The sequence below is a fragment of the Pleomorphomonas oryzae DSM 16300 genome (genome assembly GCF_000422965.1).
Lineage (GTDB): Bacteria > Pseudomonadota > Alphaproteobacteria > Rhizobiales > Pleomorphomonadaceae > Pleomorphomonas > Pleomorphomonas oryzae.
Map to the genome: position 1 here is coordinate 233,164 of NZ_AUHB01000003.1, position 18,429 is coordinate 251,592.

Here is an 18,429-nt window from a genome sequence, read left to right on the forward strand (position 1 = left end):
ATGCGCGGAAATAGGGTCGGCAGGCCTAGACGATTTTTCCATTGCCGGCATTTTGGGAGGTCGAAGCTTCCAACTTTGCCGGCTTCGTCGGAATAGTGTCATTCGATTGTGGGAGAAGCCTTCGCTCAGACGGCAGGCCGTAAGGCGACTCACGGGGCTAATCCCGTTTGCCGGCTGATGGGGACGCTTCCATGAGCAAGCAGAAGACCAAGAACCTCCTGGCGGACGCGGTGCATGCCAACAAGCTCGCTAGCCGGGAGGGCATTCTCGAACGCCTGTTTACGCTCGCCTTCTCCGGCTTGGTCTATCCGCAGATCTGGGAAGATCCGACCGTCGACATGGCCGCATTGGAACTGGGGCCGGGCAAGCGCATCATCACCATCGCCTCTGGTGGCTGCAACGTCATGAACTATCTGACGGCATCACCCGCCGAGATCATCGCCGTCGATCTCAACCCGGCCCACATCGCGTTGCTTAAGCTGAAGCTGACCGCGGCGTGCCATCTGCCGAACCACGAGAGCTTCTTCCGCTTTTTCGGCCATGCCGATGAACGCGAAAATACCGCCCGCTACGACCGCTTTCTGCGCGATCACCTGCCGCAAGATGCCCGCACCTATTGGGAAAAGCGGGGCCTGACCGGTCGGCGGCAGATATCGATCTTCACCCGCAACATCTATCGTTACGGTCTGCTCGGCCGGTTCATCGGCATGATGCACCTGCTCGCCCGCGCCTATGGCAAAAACCCGCGTCTGATGCTCACCGCCAAGGGGCTCGACGAACAACGGCGTCTGTTTGAGGAAAACCTGGCGCCTGTCTTCGATTCCAAACTCATTCGTTGGTTGTGCCGCATGCCGGTGTCGCTCTACGGCCTCGGCATTCCACCGGCCCAGTTCGCCTATCTTTCTGCTGACGCCGATGGCGATCTGGCCGGTCTTCTACGCCAGCGCCTGTCACGGCTCGCCTGCGACTTCCCAATGGAAGACAACTATTTCGCTTGGCAGGCCTTCGGCCGCGGGTACGACCGAGAAGAGCGCCGCGCCGTGCCGCCCTACCTCACCCGCGACGCCTACGAAGCCATCAGTGCCAATGCCGATCGCGTCACTGCCGTTCAGGCTTCGATGACCGATCAGCTCGCCGGGCTGCCGGTCGACAGCCTCGACGGCTACGTATTGCTGGACGCGCAGGACTGGATGACGCCTGCCCAGATGGTCGCCCTTTGGACCGAGATCACCCGAACGGCCCGTCCCGGTGCCCGCGTCATCTTCCGCACCGCCGGCCTCGACAGCCCGCTCGAGACTGTCCTGCCGGCTGACATCCGCTCGCGCTGGTCCTACGATCCTTCGACGGTGCCGGGTTATGTCGCGCGCGACCGCTCGTCGATCTACGGCGGGTTCCACCTCTATGAGAGGGCGGCGGCGTGAGCGCCCCCGCCTCGACACACCCCACATCCGGCAGCCAGAAGGCGGCCATGGACCGCATGTACCGGCTGACCCGGCATATCTACGATGCGACGCGCAAACCCTACCTTCTCGGCCGCGATCGCATGATCGCCGGTCTTGAGGTTCCGCCGGGCGGCACCGTGCTGGAGATGGGCTGCGGTACTGGCCGAAATCTCATTGCGGCCGGCCGCCGCCATCCGGGTGCGCGTCTTTATGGTTTCGACATCTCCGGCGAAATGTTGAAGACGGCTCGCCGCAACGTCGAGCATTCCGGTCTTGAGATTTGTCTCGCCGAGGGCGACGCCTGTGTTTTTGATGCCGAGGCAAACTTTGGTGTTGCCCAGTTCGACCGTGTCTATTTTTCCTATACGCTGTCGATGATCCCCGATTGGGCGACGGCGCTCGCCCACGGTCTCGCCCTGGTGAAGGATGGCGGCCGTCTGTCGGTGGTCGATTTCGGTTTTTGCGAAGAACTAGGGACTCCCGCCCGCACCCTGTTGCACGGTTGGCTGTCCTTGTTCCACGTCACGCCCCGCGCCGACCTCCATGCCGAGATGGCCCGTTTGGCAAAGAAGAGTGGCCGGACGCTCCACTTCGAACGGCCGGCGCGTGGCTACGCTCAGCTCGGCACCATTTGCTGAATTAGCCGGCAGCCCGACACACGGCCTCCATGTTGTGGCCATCGGGATCGATAACATAGGCGGCAAAATAGTTGGTCGCGTAGGGACGAAGCCCCGGCCCGCCATTATCCGTGCCACCGGCTGCCAAGCCGGCCGTATGGAAGGCAGCCACGGCCTCGCGCGTCGACGCGGAAAAGCCGATATGGAGTTGGCCCTTGCGGCTCGCATCCGACAGCCAGAATCCGGCATGACCGTCGCGGCCATAGCCGGCATTTGATGCCGCTCCCGGCGAAATGCGAGTGATCAGTCGGGTGATCCCGAGCGGGGCGAGCAGTTCGTCGTAGAAGGCGACGGATCGTTGAATATCCGTCACCGGACAATCGATATGATCGAACATGAGGGCTCAGGACGGGCCACGGCAGATCTGCCGCGACCGTCCATCCTTTCATTCCGGTTTGTGGCAGACCGCTTCGATGTTGTTGCCATCGGGGTCCAGCACGAAGGCAGCGTAATAGTTGGGATGATAATGCGGCCGGAGTCCGGGCTCGCCGTTGTCACGGCCGCCTGCAGCTATTGCGGCGGCATAGAAGGCGTCAACCGTAGCCCGATCCTTGGCCACGAAGGCCACGTGAAAATGCATGATCTCGCCGGCTGGACGGCCGGTCGACACCCAGAAATCCGGCTTGCCATCGCTGCCATAGCCAGCAAACGCGTCGCCGCCCGTTTCCTCGGCTGAGACGGACATCACCACGGATATGCCGAGCGGCGCGAGCGCCTTGTCGTAGAAGGCCTTTGACTTGTCAAAGTCGACGGCCGGAAAGCCCATGTGATCCAGCATTTTCATCTTCCTGTTGAAAGCGGTAGGCACAATAGCCGGCCGCCCTGCCAGTCCCTGTCAGGAGTGCCTACTGACGTAATTCGTCATCCCTCAAAGCCAGTTAATACGCCCACAGCGTTGTGGCCGATATCTTCCACGGCGTAACCGCCTTCTTGCACGAACAGCGTTGGCCGGCCGAGTCGGGAGATACGGGCGCCGATCTTCGGATAGTCCTCGCGCTTCAGCTTGAACCTGGAAATCGGGTCGCCTTCGAATGTGTCGAGGCCGAGCGACACGACGATGGCATCCGGCCCGAAGGTTTCAATGGCGCGACAGGCCTCGTCGAGCGCGGCGCCCCATGTCTCCCAAGCGGTGCCAAAAGGCATTGGCAGGTTCAGCGTAAAGCCCTTCCCCTCCCCTTCGCCAATCTCGTCGGCTCGACCGGAGAAGAAAGGATAGGCAACGCGCGTGTCGGCATGCAGGTCCACCGTCTGCACATCACTGCGCCGGTAGAAGATTTCCTGCGTGCCATTGCCATGGTGGTAATCGACGTCGAGGATGGTCACGCGGCGGGCCCCGTGATCCAGGAACCGCTGGGCGGCCACGGCTGCATTGTTGATGAAACAATAGCCGCCCATGGTCGACGATCCCGCGTGATGGCCCGGCGGCCGGCAAAGAGCGTAGGCGGCCCTCTCGCCACCATGGATCAGGTCCGCAGCTCCGACTGCCGACCACACCGCCGACTGAATCGCCTCCCACGTGCCCTCGACGAAAGAGCCGCCACCATCAAAGGAGTAATAACCCATCAGGCCGTTGACATGCTCGGGCCGAATGTCGCGCTGGCCGCGCGCCGGCCAGACATAGGGCATGGTCGGCCCGGTTCTACCCTCGGCGAGCCAGAGCTTCCAGAAATCAGCCATGAACTGAAGATAACCGGCATCATGCACCTTGGCTGCGGCTGTCGCCGCGTCGACGGCGCGCGCCTCGATCACTTCCCCAAGGCCGACCGCGGCGATCCGCTTCAGAATGTAATCGACGCGCGCCGGAAGTTCGAAAGCCGGCGTGATGACACCGGCATTGAGTTCCTGATTATCAACATGAAGACGGTGACGGGGAGAGTAGACGGTTTTCATGGCAGAGGCTTTTCGACACGCCGACGGGTCGGCCGTCGGCTCCGCACCGACAGTAGCCGGTCGATAACGGACGGCAAGGCGAAACTAATAACCTGTGTCCCTTAGCCCCCGACGCGACAGTGGCGGGCGAAGACTGGCCGCTGGAAGACGTCGTAGCCGATTAGCAGGAGGTCCGGCGCGTCTTTGCCGATATCGCCGATGGCGTCACCAAGTCGGCGGCCGACCTTCAACACGGGAACGGTGGGCACCGTAACGTCGGGATGCAGGGCCGAGTTGCGGATGCTGTCTGCGGTCGACCAATTACCGAAGCTGGCGCCAGCCCCGGCCAGGAAGCGGCCAACGCTCTGCCTGAGATCGATCACATCGCGCACCAACCCTTTGCCGGACGGATAGACGACGGCAATAGGCTGGTCCCGATCGGCGACCGTCAGCGTCGAACCGGCGTAAAGGCGGAATGAGTTGATCGCCGGATTGTCGGGCAATTCGATCGCCGCCGGCGAAACGGTGCTGACGGTATCGACGGCCGGTGCTTCGATTTCGCCCCATAGGCGGGCGCGGTCAGTCGTTCCCGGCAGGCTGCCTGTTGCCTCGATGAGGCCGAGTGCCGTGGTCGTGCCGTCGACGTCGGCAGGCGAGCCGAGATAGATGGTAAATCCGCCCTTCACTTCGTCAAGCAGGCGATATCGCTCGGTCAGCGCCACTTCGAGCGCCGAGCGGACGGCCGCCCTCTCCGCATCGTCGAGATGCATCCATAGGCGACGCGTCAGTATTTGCGTTGCTTGTGCCTGGTCAAGGCTCCAGGCGTGTTGCTCATCCTCGCCAGCCGGCATGGGTGCCGTCACGGCCTGCATCAGGCTCCGAGCCAGGGCATCGGCGTGTTGTAACGGATGCGCCGGGTCGCGGTCGGCGCCGTCGTCGGTCAGCAGATAATGAAGGATGTGATAGGTCGAGTTGGCGTCGCGTTTGGTCTCAAAGGCGCTCGGCGTGCCCATGCGGGCACCCCACATGCCAGACTCCGGGTCCTGCGTTGCGTCCAGCCAGTCACGGAATGCCGCGTGCCAAGCCGGCGTAAAGCGATAGGTCCCTGTCGTCTCGAACAGATCGACGTAGGCCAGTTCCGAAATGCCGGGACCATAGACGCCCGGTCCGGGAAGGTGCTCCGCCCAGAAGCGGCCGGTGTAAAGATGGGCATCGAGATAGGCGCGAAGAGCTTCAGGCGTTGCAATGGCGTCCAGGAAACGGAGAGGATAGCGGAGCCGCAAAGGCTCCCCTATTTCCTTGGCCAGCCCGTCGAGCGCCTCGACGACATTGAGCGTCGGCGCGACAAAGGTGAACGCGGGATAGTCCGGGCTCATGAAGGCACCGGTGATCGGATCTTGGCGGGATAGAAGAAACTCGTAGCGCGCTTTCGCCGACGTATCGGCGGGCATTTTGACCAGGCCGTCGCCGCTGTCCATTTGTCGCCTTAGCCGATGCAAGGTCGAGTAGGCGTCAAGATAGTCACCATCGGAGAGCTTCTTGACGATGCCGAGCATCCTGAACTCGAACTCGGCCATGTAGTAACCCTCGGCCTTGAGCTCGGCATTGCGATGGAAGAGATAGGGCACCGAGCCGGCTATTTGGTGAGCCTGGTAGCCGAGCGCGGCCACGCCCACGATGCCGGCAACCAAAATGGCTGCTGTAAGCTTCAACTTCGATCTCCGCATCGCTTCCCCCAGTACCTTCTCTTTGCTGGAGCCGACGTGGGCAGGCCGAGCCCTTGCCACAAGTAAGGGTTAACACCATGGCGGCTCGACGCCCGTGGCTATGGACCTGCCAAGCCGTCAGGTGCCCTGCCCCTAGCTGCGGTGCGCGAAATTTCCTCCGCTGTGTCTTGCCTTTCTCGGCGGTTCGGGCGAAATCGCCCGACCATGCTGATCATTTCCGATCTCACCTATCGCATTGCCGGCCGTACCCTCATCGAGGGTGCCTCCGTCACCATTCACGACGGCGCCAAGGTTGGCCTTGTTGGCCGCAACGGCACCGGCAAAACGACGCTGTTCAATCTCATTGCCGGAGAGCTTGCGGCCGAAAGCGGTGCGATCGATCTGAAGCGAGGCGCCCGCATGGGCCGGGTCGCCCAGGAGGCGCCGGGCTCGGAAACGTCACTGATCGACTTCGTCCTAGCTGCCGATACGGAACGCACCGCCTTGATGGTTGAGGCGGAGACGGCCACTGACCCGCATCGTATCGCCGAAATCCAGGTGCGGCTCGCCGATATCGAGGCGCACTCGGCCGAAGCGCGGGCTGCCACGATCCTTTCCGGCCTCGGCTTCGACGCCGGGGATCAGCGTCGCCCCTGTTCCGATTTCTCCGGCGGCTGGCGGATGCGCGTGGCACTCGCTGCCGTGCTCTTCACCGAGCCGGATCTCCTGCTCCTCGACGAACCGACCAACTATCTCGATCTCGAAGGCACGCTCTGGCTCACCAACTACGTGCAGCGCTATCCCTACACGGTCGTGCTCATCAGCCATGATCGCGACCTGCTCGACAGCGCGGTCGATCACATTTGTCACCTGTCCGAGGGCAAGCTGACGCTCTGGAGAGGCGGCTACACCTCGTTTGCTCGCCAGCGGCAGGAGAAAATGCTGTTGCAGGAGAAGGCGCGCGAGAAAATCGAGGCGCGGCGCAAGCACCTGCAGGCCTTTGTTGACCGCTTCCGCTACAAGGCCAGCAAGGCGACGCAGGCCCAGTCACGTATCAAGATGCTGGAGAAGCTCGATATTATCGATGCGGTGGTGGAGGACCACGTCCAGCAGATCAGCATCCCCAATCCGAAGGCCAAGCTGGCACCGCCCATCGTCACCTACGACAAGGTCGATCTCGGCTACGATCCCGAAAAGCCGGTTCTGAAGCGCCTGACGCTCCGCATCGATGACGATGACCGCATCGCCCTCCTCGGCAAGAATGGCAACGGCAAGTCGACTTTCGCCAAGGCGCTGGCTGACCGACTGGAGCCGTTCTCCGGCAATATCGTCAAGGCCGGCAAGCTGGAGATTGCCTTCTTCGCGCAGCATCAGCTCGATGAACTGCACCCGGATGAAACAGCCGTCGCCCATGTTCGTCGTCTGATGCCGGACGCGCCCGATGCCCGCGTGCGCTCGCGCGTTGCCCAGATGGGCCTTGATACCAACAAGATGGATACGCCCGCTCGCGAACTCTCCGGCGGCGAGAAAGCGCGCCTGCTGCTCGGGCTCGCCACCTTTTACGGGCCGAACCTTCTGATCCTCGACGAGCCGACCAACCATCTCGATATCGACAGCCGCGAGAGCCTCATCCAGGCGCTCAATGATTTCGAAGGTGCCGTCATTCTGGTCAGCCACGACCGCCATTTGGTCGAGGCCACCATGGATCGTCTCTGGCTGGTGGACAAAGGGACGATTACACCCTTCGACGGCGATATGGACGACTACAAACGTTTCATCCTGTCCGGTCCAGGCGACGCCGATCGTGCAACCAAGAGCGACGATCAGAGAGTCACCAATGCCGATCGTCGCCGTCTTGCCGCCGAGCGACGCGCTCAGCTTGCGCCGCTCCGGAAGCGTATTCAGGGCATCGAGGCGGAGATGGACAAGGCGAGAAAACTCATCGCCCGCATTGACGGAGCTCTCGCCGATCCGGCCCTGTTCACGAACGATCCCGCCAAGGGTGCCAAGCTCTCCAAGGAACGGGCCGACGCCGTTCGCAACCTGGACACCTTCGAGGAGGAATGGCTGACGCTATCGGCCGAATATGAAGAGGCCGATATGGCTGAGAGCTGATAGCCACCTGGTCGCTTTCGCGTTGTCTTGCGAGCCTATATCGTCGAGCTGCCCTGTCTCTCTGGACATCCGTCATGATGACCGCCTTCACGCCTTTCGATATCGCCGCCTTCGTCTGGTTCCTTGCCATGTGGTTCGGACAGGCCTGGCTCACCGAGAAGAGTCCCTGGGCCGAGCACTCGCTCACCCATTTCATCAATATCGGTCGGCATGGCTGGGTGCGGCAGGCGGCGACGCGCGATCTGCGCATGGTCGACACCGCCATTGTCGCCGGATTGCAGAATGGCACGGCCTTCTTCGCCTCGACGTCGCTCCTGGCTATCGGCGGTGGTTTCACTCTGCTGAACTCGGTCGATCATGCCGTCGGCGTCGTCTCGGCCCTGTCCGACCTCACTGCCACCAACCGCACCGCCTTTGAATTCAAGGTGATGGGTTTGCTCGGCATTTACGCCTATGCCTTCTTCAAGTTCGGCTGGGCCTATCGCATGTTCAACTTCGGTTCGATTCTGCTCGGCGCGCTGCCGCCACCGTCCGAAGCCGAGACCACGGAAATGGACAAGGCCGTGGCGCGGGCAGCATCGATCATCGTCGTGGCCGGCACCAACTTCAATCGGGGCCTTCGGGCCTTCTTCATGTCGATCGGCTATCTCGGTTGTTTCCTGGGACCGTTGCCGCTGATTGCCACCTCTACCTTCATTGCGGTGGTGCTTGCCCGCCGCCAGTTCACCTCCAACGCCGTCAAGGCCATGAGGAGATACGAGTGATCGACGTTGACCCGCACCGCGTTAAGGCCGGACAGATTCGCGACGTTATGCTGCTGATGGCCGCCGAGTCGCCTTCCGGCAAACCGATCGGGCCGGACGCCATCGCGCGCGCCATTGCCGGCAAGGATGAGAAGAGATGGCGGCGTCTGATGAAGCCGATCAAGGACGAGGCGGTGCGCCTCGCCAAAGACGGCAAAGTCATTCTGTTGCGGAAAGGAAAGCCGGCCGATCCTGACCGTAGTATCCGCGGTCTCTATCGGATTCGCCTCAGGGCTGAAGGCGAACCTCTGCCTGTCTACGAAGCTCCCAAGCTCGATGACGACGACCTGCTGGACGACGATTTCGGGCTGGGAGATGACGACGAGGCATAACAGCCTCATCAAGGCTGCGGCAGCAACGCGTCCGTATAGCCGGCGAAACGGTAGGCGATAAGGCCGATCCATTCGCGGGCAGCCACGTCGGTCATGATCAACCCCTCGGCTGCGGTCTGACCACCGAACCAGTCGGTGTTGGCGCCCGTGCGGTAGTCAACCGGCCAGGCGACCACACCATTCCAGCCGGCGGCCCGGAAAGTGCCGATGGCTCGTGGCATGTGGAAGGCGGATGTCACGAGCAGCCATTGTTCCCGCGGCGACGGTTCGACGGCAGAAAAGCTGAAGACGGCATTTTCATGCGTATTGCGAGAGCGGCCCTCAGTGGTGATACGGCCAGCCGGCACGCCAAATTCGATCAGCAAATCGCGAGCGACGTCCGCCTCTGCGATTTCATCATTGGCAAACACATCGTTGGGCCCACCCGACAGCACAATACGCGCCTGGGGATATCGCCGCGCGAGTTCGGCGGCGACGATCAGCCGTTCGGCACCGTCAATCAGCTCAGCGGAATGGCGCTCGGTCGACAGGCTGGTATCAACCACCCCCCCCAACACCAGGATGCCGGCAGGGTTGAGATGATCAGGATCGGCCGGAGCCGAGAAGCGCTGTTCGAGCGGACGCAACAATATGGTCGGAGCGCCAGTCCAGGCACAGATGACAAGAACGCCGAGCGCTATGCCAATCAGCTCGGCACCACGGCGCCGCCAACCAAACAGTCGCAATACCGCACCGAGCAACAGCGCCAGAATGAAGGCATTGGATGGGCGCAGGAATAGGAAACCAAGCTTGGAGAGCACATAGAACACCTTGCCGGCCCTCCTTCTCCCTGGCGTATCGAGTTCAGACTATTGCGGCGTCAGAACTTTGCCAGGCACATTGCCGACGGAACCTTTGTAGGAAATTTCGCACCACCGCGCATCGAGCAGAGCGAGCTGAGACTTTCGGCTGCCGAACTGCCATGACCCAAAGGGAATCTCGTCGCGACACCAGCGCAACACGATGCCCTTGGCATCCGCGGGAAGCGTGCCTTTCTTTGCGGCCTTCTCGCTCATGTCGGCGTAGAGCGGCGTCGGCTTTGCGTCGCGAAGCGCATAGGTCATGTCATAAGGACTGGCCGACTGGGCCAGTGCTGCTCCGGCGGAAAGGCCGAAACCAATCGAAAGGGCAATCACTCTAAAGCCGGTCAATCTCGTCCTCCCGGCCGCCCCGCGGCCATCGCTTTCCGGCATGGACATGATCCGAGGAATGCGGAGCGGTCAATGCGTTGATCGACCTAGTCGATTCGCTGAACTGATTGAAACATGGTTTCGATACCCGTACCACGAACGAACGGCTGGATACGGATTATCCTTATAGGGCAGGACCGCGAACGAAGCATAACGGAGGGGCGGCATATTCGGCCGCCCCCCTAGCCATCAAATGTCCGAAGCGGTTCGTACTACCCGGCCGACCAGACCGTAAGCGATGCCTTCCTCGGCACTCATCCAATAGTCGCGGTCGGTGTCCTTTTCGATACGTTCGACCGGCTGGCCCGTCGCCTCGGCAAAAATCCGGTTGAGGCGATCACGCATCTTGAGGATCTCGCGCGCCTGGATCTCGATGTCGGTGGCCATGCCGCCGGTGCCGCCGGACGGTTGATGCAGAAGGAAGCGAGTATTCGGCGTGCAGAAGCGACGCTCCTTGGGCACCGACACGTAAATCAGTGCGCCGGCACTCGCCACCCAGCCCGTCCCGATGATGTTCACGGGCGCCGGGACAAACCCGATCATGTCGTGGATCATGTCGCCGGACTCAACGTGGCCGCCAGGCGATGACACGATGACGGTGATGGGGTCGGTGGCGCTCGCTTCGGCAAGAGCCAATAGGCGCGCGGTCACATCCTTCGCCATTTCCTGGCTCACCTGGCCGGTGATCAGAACCGTGCGCGACTTGAAGAGATACTTATCGACCTGCGGGGCGGCGGCCGCATCCTTGGCCTTCTCGTCCTTCTCCTCTTCCTCGTCGTCGAGGCGGACGTATTCCTGATCCTTGGAAATCATGTGGACCTTCTCGTAGGTGGCGGCCGCGACAAAAGGTCGGGCCTCGGGAGTCGCAAATCCTGATGAACCCATTCGTATCCCATCAGGGGAGCGGACGGCAACCCGACCGGACGGACAGGGTGAACGGCGCACTCACTGATCGAGATAAGCACGCAGGGCAGCAAGTGACAGATCCCGTGTGGCTGTTTCTCTCAGCATGCAGCCCGCCGTCGCGCCGCCCAGGCCAGTACCGCCTTCCCAGAACGAACCTTCCACATCGCAAGTGGTGTTGCGCACCGTCAGCCAGGCTTTTTGTCCAGCCTTGAGCTTGTCTTTCGGATCACCGTCCAGACCAGCCATCAAGGCTTGGTAATCGTCGTTGAGACGCTCATCCCAGATCGTCGCCTCACGCTGAAGACAGGCGGCCATCATAACCGTGTTTTCGTTATCCGGTTCGGCGAGGCACGGTTTGGATACCGCCCCGATGCAACGAAGCGTGTCCGCCCCATCCTCCCCTGCCTTAGCGATGCAGGTAGAAATAACGCTACGATCGGCGTCGGTCGGCTCAGTGGGATCGTTTTCTTCCGCACGGAGAGGTCCGGCAAAGACGACCGCCGTGATGAAACAGAGAGCAACAAGATCCCGCATTCGCATCTCCCCTAAAGCAAGCGCGTTCCGGCGAACGCGAGGCGCCGCGCTTTGTAGCATCGTTTTTGCGAAATCGGGCTTGGCCTTAGTGAGAGTCTTCAGCCCTCCGGGCGGAGCTGTCCTTGCAGGAAGGCTTGCCATTCCCGAACCGAGCCGTTGAACACGTTGCGGTCAACCCGCCCTCGGATGCCGGCTACCCGCCCGGCATGTGTATGCTGCCAGAAATTCCAGCGCAGGCTTGGATCACGGACGATCGGATGTCCCTTGTAGGACGCTATCCAAACAAAATAGCCCGGGAAAGCTCCCCTAAGGCGGTCATTATAAAAACTGATCGACGTATAGATGATCGGCCGTTTGCCATAGTAGCGCTCGATGGCGTCGAGCCAGGTCCGGACCTCAGGAATGATTGCCTCACGCGAAGGATGACCAGGACAGTTCTTGGAGTTCACCCATTCGATATCGAGCACCGGCGGCAACGCATAAGGATCGTAAGGCACGTGCTGCAGGAACCAATTCACCTGCTCTGTCGCCGGCCGGCAAAAATACCAGAAGTGATAGGCGCCGCGCGGCAGGCCCGCCATGGCGGCGCCATACCAATTAGCGTCGAACTTCGGGTCGTACCAGTCGCCTCCTTCGGTCGCCTTCAGCCAGGCGAAGGCCGTATTGTCGGCGACCACGGAGCGCCAGTTGATGTCGTCCTGATAATAAGAAACGTCGATGCCCTTCACCGGATAGTCGTCGGGGCCGGGCGGGCCGAAATCGAACAGCGCGCAGGCAGAAAGGCCGAAAGCAAGTGACCCGAGGGCAATTGGATTTACCAGACGAGCGGCGAAACGGACCCAGCGGCCGGTGCCGGTGGGTGAATGAACGCCACACCGCCGCTTCGTCCGAAACGTCTTTTTCAGCCAAGCAAAATCCATGACGCGAGCCCGAGGAACGCCAGAAAGCCCACGACGTCGGTCACCATCGTCACGAAAACCCCTGAAGCGACCGCCGGATCGATATCGAACCGTTCGAATGCCAGGGGTATCAGGATGCCAGCCATCGCCGCGGATAACAGGTTGACGATCATCGCCGCGCCGATCACGCCCCCAAGAAGCATGTCCCCGAACCAGAGTGCAGCCGTCGCTCCGACGATCACTGCAAAACTGACCCCGTTGAGTAAACCAACACTTAATTCTCGACCGAAAATCCGCCAAACATTGTTTGCATCGAGATCGCGGGTGGCCAGAGCGCGCACTGTCACGGTCATGGTCTGTGTCGCGGCGTTGCCACCCATCGACGCGACGATTGGCATTAGCACGGCGAGCGCCACCATCTTCGAGATCGAATCGGAGAACATGCCGATCACCGATGACGCCAGGAAGGCGGTCAGCATGTTGACCAGCAGCCAGACCCACCGGGTGCGAAGCGTGTAGAAAACCGAGTCAGAGATCTCCTCGTCACCGACACCGGCCAGAGCGCGGATGTCCTCTTCGGCCTCGGCCTGGATCACGTCCACCACGTCGTCAACGGTGATGACGCCGACCAACCGCTCTGCGTCATCAACCACGGCGGCTGAGACGAGGTTGTAGCGCTCGAACATGCGCGCCACGTCCTCCTGATCATCGGTGGCGAGAACCCGTTGTCGCTCGTCGTTCATGATGTCGGCCATACGCGTCGGACGCGAGGCCCTGAGGAGGCGATTGAGTGCTACGGCCCCCAGGAATCGGAACCCGGGATCGATGACGAAAACTTCGTAGAATTCGTCCGGCAGATCCTTGTGATCCCTCAGATAGTCGATGGTCTGTCCTGCGGTCCAGAAAGGCGGCACGGCGATGAAATCGGTCTGCATCCGCCGACCCGCCGTCTCCTCTGGAAAGTCGAGGCTACGGCGCAGCGCCATCCGGTCGACCGCCGGTAGCTTGGCGAGGATCTCTTCCTGATCCTCATCGTCGAGGCCTTCGAGAATATAGACGGCGTCATCGGAATCGAGGTCGCGAACGCCTTCCGCCACCGCTTCGGGAGGCATTTCTTCGATAAGCTGAACGCGAACCGTCTCGTCGACCTCGGTCAGCGCCGTGAAATCGAAATGCTCGCCAAGCAGCTGAATGAAGGGAGCCCGCTCATCGGCCGACAGCGCTTCGATAATATCGCCGACATCGGCTTCGTGCAGATCGGCGGCGAGCGCTTCGACGGTCGCAGCATCAGCCGTCTCGATCGCCGAGTGGATCGCTTCTAGGAAAAGCGGGTCCAGGTCGCCGTCGTCGGTCCTGAGTGGCGGCAAGCCGCGGCTGAGCGTTTTAGGCGCGTTGGGCTCGTTTTCGGCCATGGCGCGTCTCCCGCGGATCTTGGAGTGACAAACAGGTTGAATCGGCGATGGTTGGCATCGTCGCGCGGGAGTTAAGTCCGACAAACCGGAAGGCGCAAGGAAGAAATTCCAGCCGCTACGATGGGGCAGCCAAAACGATCAAAGCGTTCCCCCAGGCATTCCGTCCAGAAGCGGTGACTCTAGCTTGTCGCCGTCTTGTTTTCCGGCCGTACCGGCCAGGTCGTTTGCAGCATGCTGATCGCCTGCTCGGCGGGCACGGCACGACTGAACAGGAAACCCTGTCCTTGATGGCAGCCGAGCAATTGAAGGGTCTCGGCTTGAGACGCTTCTTCAATTCCCTCGGCGATGGTTTTCATCCCCAATCCTCGCCCAAGGCCGATCATGGCTCGGACAATCATGGCCTGGCGGGCATCGTCCAGGAACGACGACACGAAACTGCGGTCGATCTTGAGCTTGTCAAATCTCAACCGTGACAGCTGGGATAGACTGGAGTAGCCAGTCCCGAAGTCATCAATGGCGATATGAACGCCCGCCTCTCTGAGCTCGTCGAGCAATACGGCCACGAGCTGTACATCGTTGACGAACATTGACTCGGTGATTTCCACTTCGAGCTGGCTTGGCGAAAGCCCTGTCGCAGCCAGCGTATCGAGCATCTGCCGGCCAAAATTTCTATTGCTGAACTGGGCAGGCGATACGTTGAACGACAACCTGATGCCGCGCGGCCATTTCGCGGCATCATGGCAAGCCTGGGTGAACAATATCTGCGAAAGTTCACCGATCATGCCAGTTTCTTCCGCCAACGGAATGAACTCCGTCGGTGAGACAAAGCTACCATCGGAGCGCCGCCAGCGCGCCAAAGCCTCGAAGCCAATAATTCGGCCGGAAGTCAGGTCGATCATCGGTTGGTAATAAGGACGCACGTCTCCTGATTTGAGTGCCGCCCGCAACTGCTTGTCGAGTTCGGCATGCTTGGCCGTTGCCTCATCAATGGCCGTATCGAACCATTTCGGTTCCTTGGATCGTTCTCTTTTCGCGGCAGCGACCGCCGAAAGCGCACAGCGAAGCAGATACTTAATATTGGCAGCGTCGTCCGGATAACGGGCCATTCCGACATAGGCGGAAACCTCGTAATACCGGCTGACGATCTCAATTGGCTCAGCTATTTGCTTGATGGCCCGACGCGCCAGCTTCTCCCAATCTTTGGTCAGAGGGGTTTCCTGAGCCGCGTAAAACTGGTCGCCTCCGAGACGGAACAGGTAACAACCGATAAAAATATCCCGCAGTCGATCGGCAACCACGGCCAATATCTCATCGCCTATTTCGTTGCCATGAACGTCGTTGATACGCTTGAAGCCCTGGATGTCGATCACCATGGCCATGTGAGGCTTTCCAGCCTTGCCATCTTCCTTCAGTCGTTCAACCTGCTGCTTGAGGCCGATGCGATTGGGAAGGCGCGTCAGGGGGTCGTGAGCGGCAATCCACGACACGTCACGTTCGGCGCGTCTGCGGTGATTCACTTCAACCTTCAGATCGTGTAGCCGGCGATAACCGAAGACGAAGCCGAGGATTCCCACGATCAGTAGCGCAATGAACAGCTCGTCAGCCTGTATGAACTCGTGTCTGCCGAGAAAGGCTGCCAATCGCTCATAGAGATCAAGCCATTCGGCGCCGATAAAAAACAGGATACCGACAAAAATGAGGGCCGCCGCGTCTCGGGTTGCTCTTCCCACCCTCAAAGGCCGCATTTGCTCACCTCTCGCCACGCATTATCGATCCGCAACGCGTCGCATGTAAATTAATAGATACAAAAAAACTGAATTCCAACAAGCATACTTTGTGTGCACGTAACGAATTAATTAATGATTTACGTTTTGGCTCGGTGTATTTAGCAAGGGTCGATACCTCTGCTTGATCTGTAACAAGACATCGTCGGTTAGTTTGCGCGCGAATCCACCTGGTATCCGCGACGAGGCCTTGTAAATATTGACAGCTAAAGCCTCCGCAACGGTTAGCCATCAAAGTCTAGCCGGGTAGAGATCCGTCGTGCGCATATCTTGCTACCACCGCCTTCCCCCTCCCACTTGCGAAATCGACGCCAATATCTGGCGGATAGCATCGGCAACGAGTCCCATCGGCTAGATCGTCCGATGGAAGCGTCGAGGTGTCGGAGGTGCTGGCCGGATTGCGAACAGATCAAGGCACGGAGCGTTATCGAGCCAGCGACGAGGCACAAAAAAACCAGGCACTTACGAGCCTGGCTTTTTTGAATGGTGCGGTCGAGAATTGTTGCATGTGAGTGCGAAAACAACGACATGCACAATTGCGAGGGGATAACGGTCGCCTTGTTTTTTTAAGGCGTTTTTCGCGTGCTTCCCTCGCCTTTTCATGCCGCATGGATCAGACGGCCATAAGCCTGACGGTAAGCACGAAGATCCCTAGGGAATGCGCAGCATGTTCCGAAGGGAGGCCGCGATGGCATCGCCGAAATAGGTGATGGCCACCCAGACGGCCGAGGTGATTGTTGCACCGCCGAGGCCGATCAGGGCCGCCATGCCAAGACCCATATTTTTGATCTTGCGCCATTCCTCGATCGTCGGCGCCACATCGTCGTCAAGCCTGGCTTCGATGCCCTTGGCATGTTCCCGCGCCTGGGCGCTCACATTGACGGCAATCGCCACATCCGTGGTTAGGCGCGAGATCAGGGCGGCCTGCTCGTCGAGCCGGCGATGCACGGCGGCCCGGCTCGTAGCCGCCGCTTCCTTTTCGTCGCGCATCTCCTCGGCAAGGTATTGCAGCCCGGCTTCGATGCGACCCAGCGACCGCGATATGTCGTCCTTCGGCAGTGCCTGGCGGGCCGGGCGTCGGCGCGAACGCGAGCGAACGGCGGGCGGCTTTTCGGAATCGGCCATCATGTCCCCCGGCAGGCATGGGCACCGGCGTCAAGCCGTTCCCACTCGGCGGCGAGCGTGTCGACGCGGGCGATCATGCCGGCCGCGTCAAGGCTTTCGAGTTCGGCAAGGATTGCCGCCTTCTGCTTTTCTGCCGTCGGCCGCGGACACGCGCGCGCCAGCCCTTCACGGATCTGAGGCGCCTCACCGGTCAGCGCCGGACGTCCCGTCGCCATGTTGGCGCAGGCGGGCAAGCACGCCAGCAGCGCCGCCGCGATCAGCCTTGTCGACCGCATCTTGTTCCGCCTCCATCTCGTCGATGACCGTGTCGGTGGCGGTCGCGGCGCGCGAGGCGCCGAGATCCATTGCATCTGCCCTCGCTTGCCGATCGGCGATAAGGCCGCGCAGAAAAGTGCCGAGGACAGCCAGGAGCTTTTCGACAACGAGGGCGAAGAAGGCTTTCATTCGTCGTCACTCCAATCCGGCAAGTCGACCGTCTGGCCGGCCAGTGCATGAGTGCAGTCGCCAAGGAACTGAATGCGGCCATCGGTAATGAAGGAATGGCAGACGAGAGGGACTGGCTGGCCAGCCGCGTCCTTAACCCATTCACCGGTCCATCGGCCCTTCTCATCTCTGACTGTTTCGAGGCCAGTGAGAAGGATTGACGGGCTGAAGGTCGGTTTGACCACATCACCATTCCATGTCCAACCATGGCCACTACCCTCCGATCTTACGCGGACGATGTGCGACTCACGGCACCCGGGGCACAGGAATAGGAAATGGCCGCCTTCAACGGGTTCCAGCTTGACGCCGGGCGTCCTCATTTCTCGACCGGCGGCTGAGGCTTGGTGAGGCCCGACATCCCGTCGCGCAGCACGTTGACGCCGAGCTTGAGGGCGCTGACGACGGCGATGGCGATCGATAGCCACTTGGCGTCGATCGATGAACCGGAACAATCGACGATCGACTGCGTGGTGAAATCGCCCGTGCAGCCAGTGAAAAGCAGCACGGCAACGAGGACGGCCAGGATCGCCGTCAGCACGTTGGCGATGTTGTGAAACAGATTTGAGTTCATGATGAGGTCTCCACCCTTCCGAGCATGAAAAAACCCGCTCGAAAGCGGGCGAGGTCGGCGCCGACTTTGGCCGGCGGTCAGCTGCCATCCGCTGCCTTCAGCGCGTTAACGACCGCCGCATAAGCCGTGGCCACCTTGACCAGCGCCGTCGACGTCGACACCGACGATGGATCGGCACAGATGGCGGCGACACCGGCATAGGCCGCCGCTTCCTTGGTCACGATGGATGCCTTGATCTTGCCGGTGGTCGAAACGGCGACGAAGGCTGCATGCGCCGTATCGAGCGCCGCGCAGGCGGTCGGCAGGTTCTTGGCAATCGCATCGTCGATCTTGGTCACGGTCGTCTGGCAGGCCGCGAGCGCCACGACGGCGAGCAGCGCAAAGCCCAGGGAAAGAAAGCGTTTCATGGGTCACCTTTCCGCCCGGCATGCGGGCACTAAAAAACCCGCCAATCGGCGGGCATCGTGGGAAGAACGGTAAAGGCGGTGATGATCGCCGCCAGGTAAAGCAGCCAGAGCGCAACCAGCCCCACCAGCCGCCAC

General features: G+C 60.9%; 22 protein-coding genes. 5 read left to right on the top strand and 17 right to left on the bottom strand.

The features are described from left to right. Positions 1-191 precede the first annotated feature (191 nt). Both G522_RS0106305 and G522_RS0106310 read left to right on the top strand, forming a co-directional pair. Positions 192-1,421, top strand: coding sequence for a BtaA family protein (locus tag G522_RS0106305; protein WP_026790316.1), 1,230 nt, complete (start codon positions 192-194; stop codon positions 1,419-1,421). Continuing rightward, the gene (locus G522_RS0106310) at positions 1,418-2,080 is read left to right on the top strand and encodes a class I SAM-dependent methyltransferase (protein WP_026790317.1); all 663 of its coding nucleotides are present in this window, start codon (positions 1,418-1,420) and stop codon (positions 2,078-2,080) included. The genes G522_RS0106305 and G522_RS0106310 overlap by 4 nt, the downstream gene beginning before the upstream one ends. A gap of 1 nt (position 2,081) precedes the next feature. Here the strand turns inward: G522_RS0106310 and G522_RS0106315 are convergent, their stop codons facing one another. From G522_RS0106315 to G522_RS0106330, 4 genes are all read right to left on the bottom strand, one after another. After that, a complete protein-coding gene (locus G522_RS0106315; protein WP_026790318.1) occupies positions 2,082-2,456 on the bottom strand; it encodes a VOC family protein in 375 nt (124 codons plus the stop codon). A gap of 48 nt (positions 2,457-2,504) precedes the next feature. Further along, positions 2,505-2,897, bottom strand: coding sequence for a VOC family protein (locus G522_RS0106320; protein WP_026790319.1), 393 nt, complete (start codon positions 2,895-2,897; stop codon positions 2,505-2,507). 83 nt (positions 2,898-2,980) lie between these two features. Continuing rightward, entirely contained in the window at positions 2,981-4,009 is a 1,029-nt protein-coding gene (locus G522_RS0106325) for a histone deacetylase family protein (protein WP_026790320.1), read from the bottom strand. Positions 4,010-4,110: 101 nt separating this feature from the next. Then, entirely contained in the window at positions 4,111-5,700 is a 1,590-nt protein-coding gene (locus G522_RS0106330; RefSeq protein WP_026790321.1) for a hypothetical protein, read from the bottom strand. 219 nt (positions 5,701-5,919) lie between these two features. Between G522_RS0106330 and G522_RS0106335 the strand changes: the two genes are divergently transcribed. The 3 genes from G522_RS0106335 (at position 5,920) to G522_RS28870 (ending at position 8,944) form a co-directional block, all read left to right on the top strand. Further along, positions 5,920-7,809 carry an ABC-F family ATP-binding cassette domain-containing protein gene (locus G522_RS0106335; protein WP_026790322.1) on the top strand — a complete coding sequence of 630 codons (1,890 nt, stop codon included), beginning with the start codon at positions 5,920-5,922 and terminating at the stop codon, positions 7,807-7,809. A 74-nt stretch (positions 7,810-7,883) separates the two neighbouring features. After that, the gene (locus tag G522_RS0106340; RefSeq protein ID WP_026790323.1) at positions 7,884-8,573 is read left to right on the top strand and encodes a DUF599 domain-containing protein; all 690 of its coding nucleotides are present in this window, start codon (positions 7,884-7,886) and stop codon (positions 8,571-8,573) included. Then, positions 8,570-8,944, top strand: coding sequence for a DUF3253 domain-containing protein (locus G522_RS28870; RefSeq protein ID WP_051228382.1), 375 nt, complete (start codon positions 8,570-8,572; stop codon positions 8,942-8,944). Before G522_RS0106340 ends, G522_RS28870 begins: the two co-directional genes overlap by 4 nt. 8 nt (positions 8,945-8,952) lie before the next feature. Here the strand turns inward: G522_RS28870 and G522_RS25850 are convergent, their stop codons facing one another. The 13 genes from G522_RS25850 to G522_RS0106415 all read right to left on the bottom strand — a co-directional run bounded on the left by G522_RS25850 (position 8,953) and on the right by G522_RS0106415 (position 18,294). After that, complete coding sequence (locus G522_RS25850) at positions 8,953-9,753, bottom strand: YdcF family protein (protein ID WP_036838331.1); 801 nt, start codon at positions 9,751-9,753, stop codon at positions 8,953-8,955. 39 nt (positions 9,754-9,792) lie between these two features. Continuing rightward, positions 9,793-10,176 (bottom strand): hypothetical protein, encoded by a 384-nt coding sequence (locus G522_RS0106360; protein WP_156886850.1) that lies wholly within the window; start codon positions 10,174-10,176, stop codon positions 9,793-9,795. Positions 10,177-10,362: 186 nt separating this feature from the next. Further along, positions 10,363-10,986 carry an ATP-dependent Clp protease proteolytic subunit gene (locus tag G522_RS0106365; RefSeq protein ID WP_026790326.1) on the bottom strand — a complete coding sequence of 208 codons (624 nt, stop codon included), beginning with the start codon at positions 10,984-10,986 and terminating at the stop codon, positions 10,363-10,365. A gap of 132 nt (positions 10,987-11,118) precedes the next feature. Further along, positions 11,119-11,613 (bottom strand): lysozyme inhibitor LprI family protein, encoded by a 495-nt coding sequence (locus tag G522_RS25855; RefSeq protein WP_051228383.1) that lies wholly within the window; start codon positions 11,611-11,613, stop codon positions 11,119-11,121. A 98-nt stretch (positions 11,614-11,711) separates the two neighbouring features. Further along, complete coding sequence (locus G522_RS25860; protein ID WP_084632910.1) at positions 11,712-12,533, bottom strand: GH25 family lysozyme; 822 nt, start codon at positions 12,531-12,533, stop codon at positions 11,712-11,714. Further along, positions 12,515-13,924, bottom strand: a complete 1,410-nt coding sequence (mgtE, locus tag G522_RS25865; RefSeq protein ID WP_036838334.1) for a magnesium transporter — start codon at positions 13,922-13,924, stop codon at positions 12,515-12,517. Before mgtE ends, G522_RS25860 begins: the two co-directional genes overlap by 19 nt. A 179-nt stretch (positions 13,925-14,103) precedes the next feature. Then, positions 14,104-15,669 carry a putative bifunctional diguanylate cyclase/phosphodiesterase gene (locus G522_RS25870; protein WP_051228384.1) on the bottom strand — a complete coding sequence of 522 codons (1,566 nt, stop codon included), beginning with the start codon at positions 15,667-15,669 and terminating at the stop codon, positions 14,104-14,106. Positions 15,670-16,359: 690 nt separating this feature from the next. Next, a complete protein-coding gene (locus G522_RS0106390; protein WP_051228385.1) occupies positions 16,360-16,836 on the bottom strand; it encodes a DUF1515 family protein in 477 nt (158 codons plus the stop codon). Then, positions 16,833-17,108, bottom strand: a complete 276-nt coding sequence (locus tag G522_RS0106395; RefSeq protein ID WP_169453488.1) for a hypothetical protein — start codon at positions 17,106-17,108, stop codon at positions 16,833-16,835. The genes G522_RS0106390 and G522_RS0106395 overlap by 4 nt, the downstream gene beginning before the upstream one ends. Then, positions 17,017-17,277, bottom strand: coding sequence for a hypothetical protein (locus G522_RS0106400; protein ID WP_026790329.1), 261 nt, complete (start codon positions 17,275-17,277; stop codon positions 17,017-17,019). The genes G522_RS0106395 and G522_RS0106400 overlap by 92 nt, the downstream gene beginning before the upstream one ends. Continuing rightward, on the bottom strand, positions 17,274-17,636 hold the full coding sequence (locus tag G522_RS30465) for a ubiquitination-like system serine protease family protein (protein WP_026790330.1): 363 nt from the start codon (positions 17,634-17,636) through the stop codon (positions 17,274-17,276). The genes G522_RS0106400 and G522_RS30465 overlap by 4 nt, the downstream gene beginning before the upstream one ends. Beyond that, entirely contained in the window at positions 17,633-17,887 is a 255-nt protein-coding gene (locus G522_RS0106410; protein WP_036838337.1) for a hypothetical protein, read from the bottom strand. Before G522_RS0106410 ends, G522_RS30465 begins: the two co-directional genes overlap by 4 nt. Before the next feature lie 77 nt (positions 17,888-17,964). Next, the gene (locus tag G522_RS0106415) at positions 17,965-18,294 is read right to left on the bottom strand and encodes a hypothetical protein (RefSeq protein ID WP_036838340.1); all 330 of its coding nucleotides are present in this window, start codon (positions 18,292-18,294) and stop codon (positions 17,965-17,967) included. Positions 18,295-18,429: the final 135 nt, after the last annotated feature.

Excerpts from the sequence above, each read along its gene's own strand:
- G522_RS0106360 (WP_156886850.1), bottom strand. The coding sequence starts at position 10,176 with ATGCCGGAAAGCGATGGCCGCGGGGCGGCCGGGAGGACGAGATTGACC.
- G522_RS0106305 (WP_026790316.1), top strand. The coding sequence starts at position 192 with ATGAGCAAGCAGAAGACCAAGAACCTCCTGGCGGACGCGGTGCATGCC.
- G522_RS0106410 (WP_036838337.1), bottom strand. The coding sequence starts at position 17,887 with ATGAACTCAAATCTGTTTCACAACATCGCCAACGTGCTGACGGCGATC.
- G522_RS25860 (WP_084632910.1), bottom strand. The coding sequence starts at position 12,533 with ATGGATTTTGCTTGGCTGAAAAAGACGTTTCGGACGAAGCGGCGGTGT.
- G522_RS25855 (WP_051228383.1), bottom strand. The coding sequence starts at position 11,613 with ATGCGGGATCTTGTTGCTCTCTGTTTCATCACGGCGGTCGTCTTTGCC.
- G522_RS0106400 (WP_026790329.1), bottom strand. The coding sequence starts at position 17,277 with ATGAAAGCCTTCTTCGCCCTCGTTGTCGAAAAGCTCCTGGCTGTCCTC.
- G522_RS0106365 (WP_026790326.1), bottom strand. The coding sequence starts at position 10,986 with ATGATTTCCAAGGATCAGGAATACGTCCGCCTCGACGACGAGGAAGAG.
- G522_RS0106335 (WP_026790322.1), top strand. The coding sequence starts at position 5,920 with ATGCTGATCATTTCCGATCTCACCTATCGCATTGCCGGCCGTACCCTC.
- G522_RS0106415 (WP_036838340.1), bottom strand. The coding sequence starts at position 18,294 with ATGAAACGCTTTCTTTCCCTGGGCTTTGCGCTGCTCGCCGTCGTGGCG.
- G522_RS0106390 (WP_051228385.1), bottom strand. The coding sequence starts at position 16,836 with ATGATGGCCGATTCCGAAAAGCCGCCCGCCGTTCGCTCGCGTTCGCGC.
- G522_RS0106395 (WP_169453488.1), bottom strand. The coding sequence starts at position 17,108 with ATGCGGTCGACAAGGCTGATCGCGGCGGCGCTGCTGGCGTGCTTGCCC.
- G522_RS0106320 (WP_026790319.1), bottom strand. The coding sequence starts at position 2,897 with ATGCTGGATCACATGGGCTTTCCGGCCGTCGACTTTGACAAGTCAAAG.
- mgtE (WP_036838334.1), bottom strand. The coding sequence starts at position 13,924 with ATGGCCGAAAACGAGCCCAACGCGCCTAAAACGCTCAGCCGCGGCTTG.
- G522_RS0106325 (WP_026790320.1), bottom strand. The coding sequence starts at position 4,009 with ATGAAAACCGTCTACTCTCCCCGTCACCGTCTTCATGTTGATAATCAG.
- G522_RS0106340 (WP_026790323.1), top strand. The coding sequence starts at position 7,884 with ATGATGACCGCCTTCACGCCTTTCGATATCGCCGCCTTCGTCTGGTTC.
- G522_RS25870 (WP_051228384.1), bottom strand. The coding sequence starts at position 15,669 with ATGCGGCCTTTGAGGGTGGGAAGAGCAACCCGAGACGCGGCGGCCCTC.
- G522_RS0106315 (WP_026790318.1), bottom strand. The coding sequence starts at position 2,456 with ATGTTCGATCATATCGATTGTCCGGTGACGGATATTCAACGATCCGTC.
- G522_RS30465 (WP_026790330.1), bottom strand. The coding sequence starts at position 17,636 with ATGAGGACGCCCGGCGTCAAGCTGGAACCCGTTGAAGGCGGCCATTTC.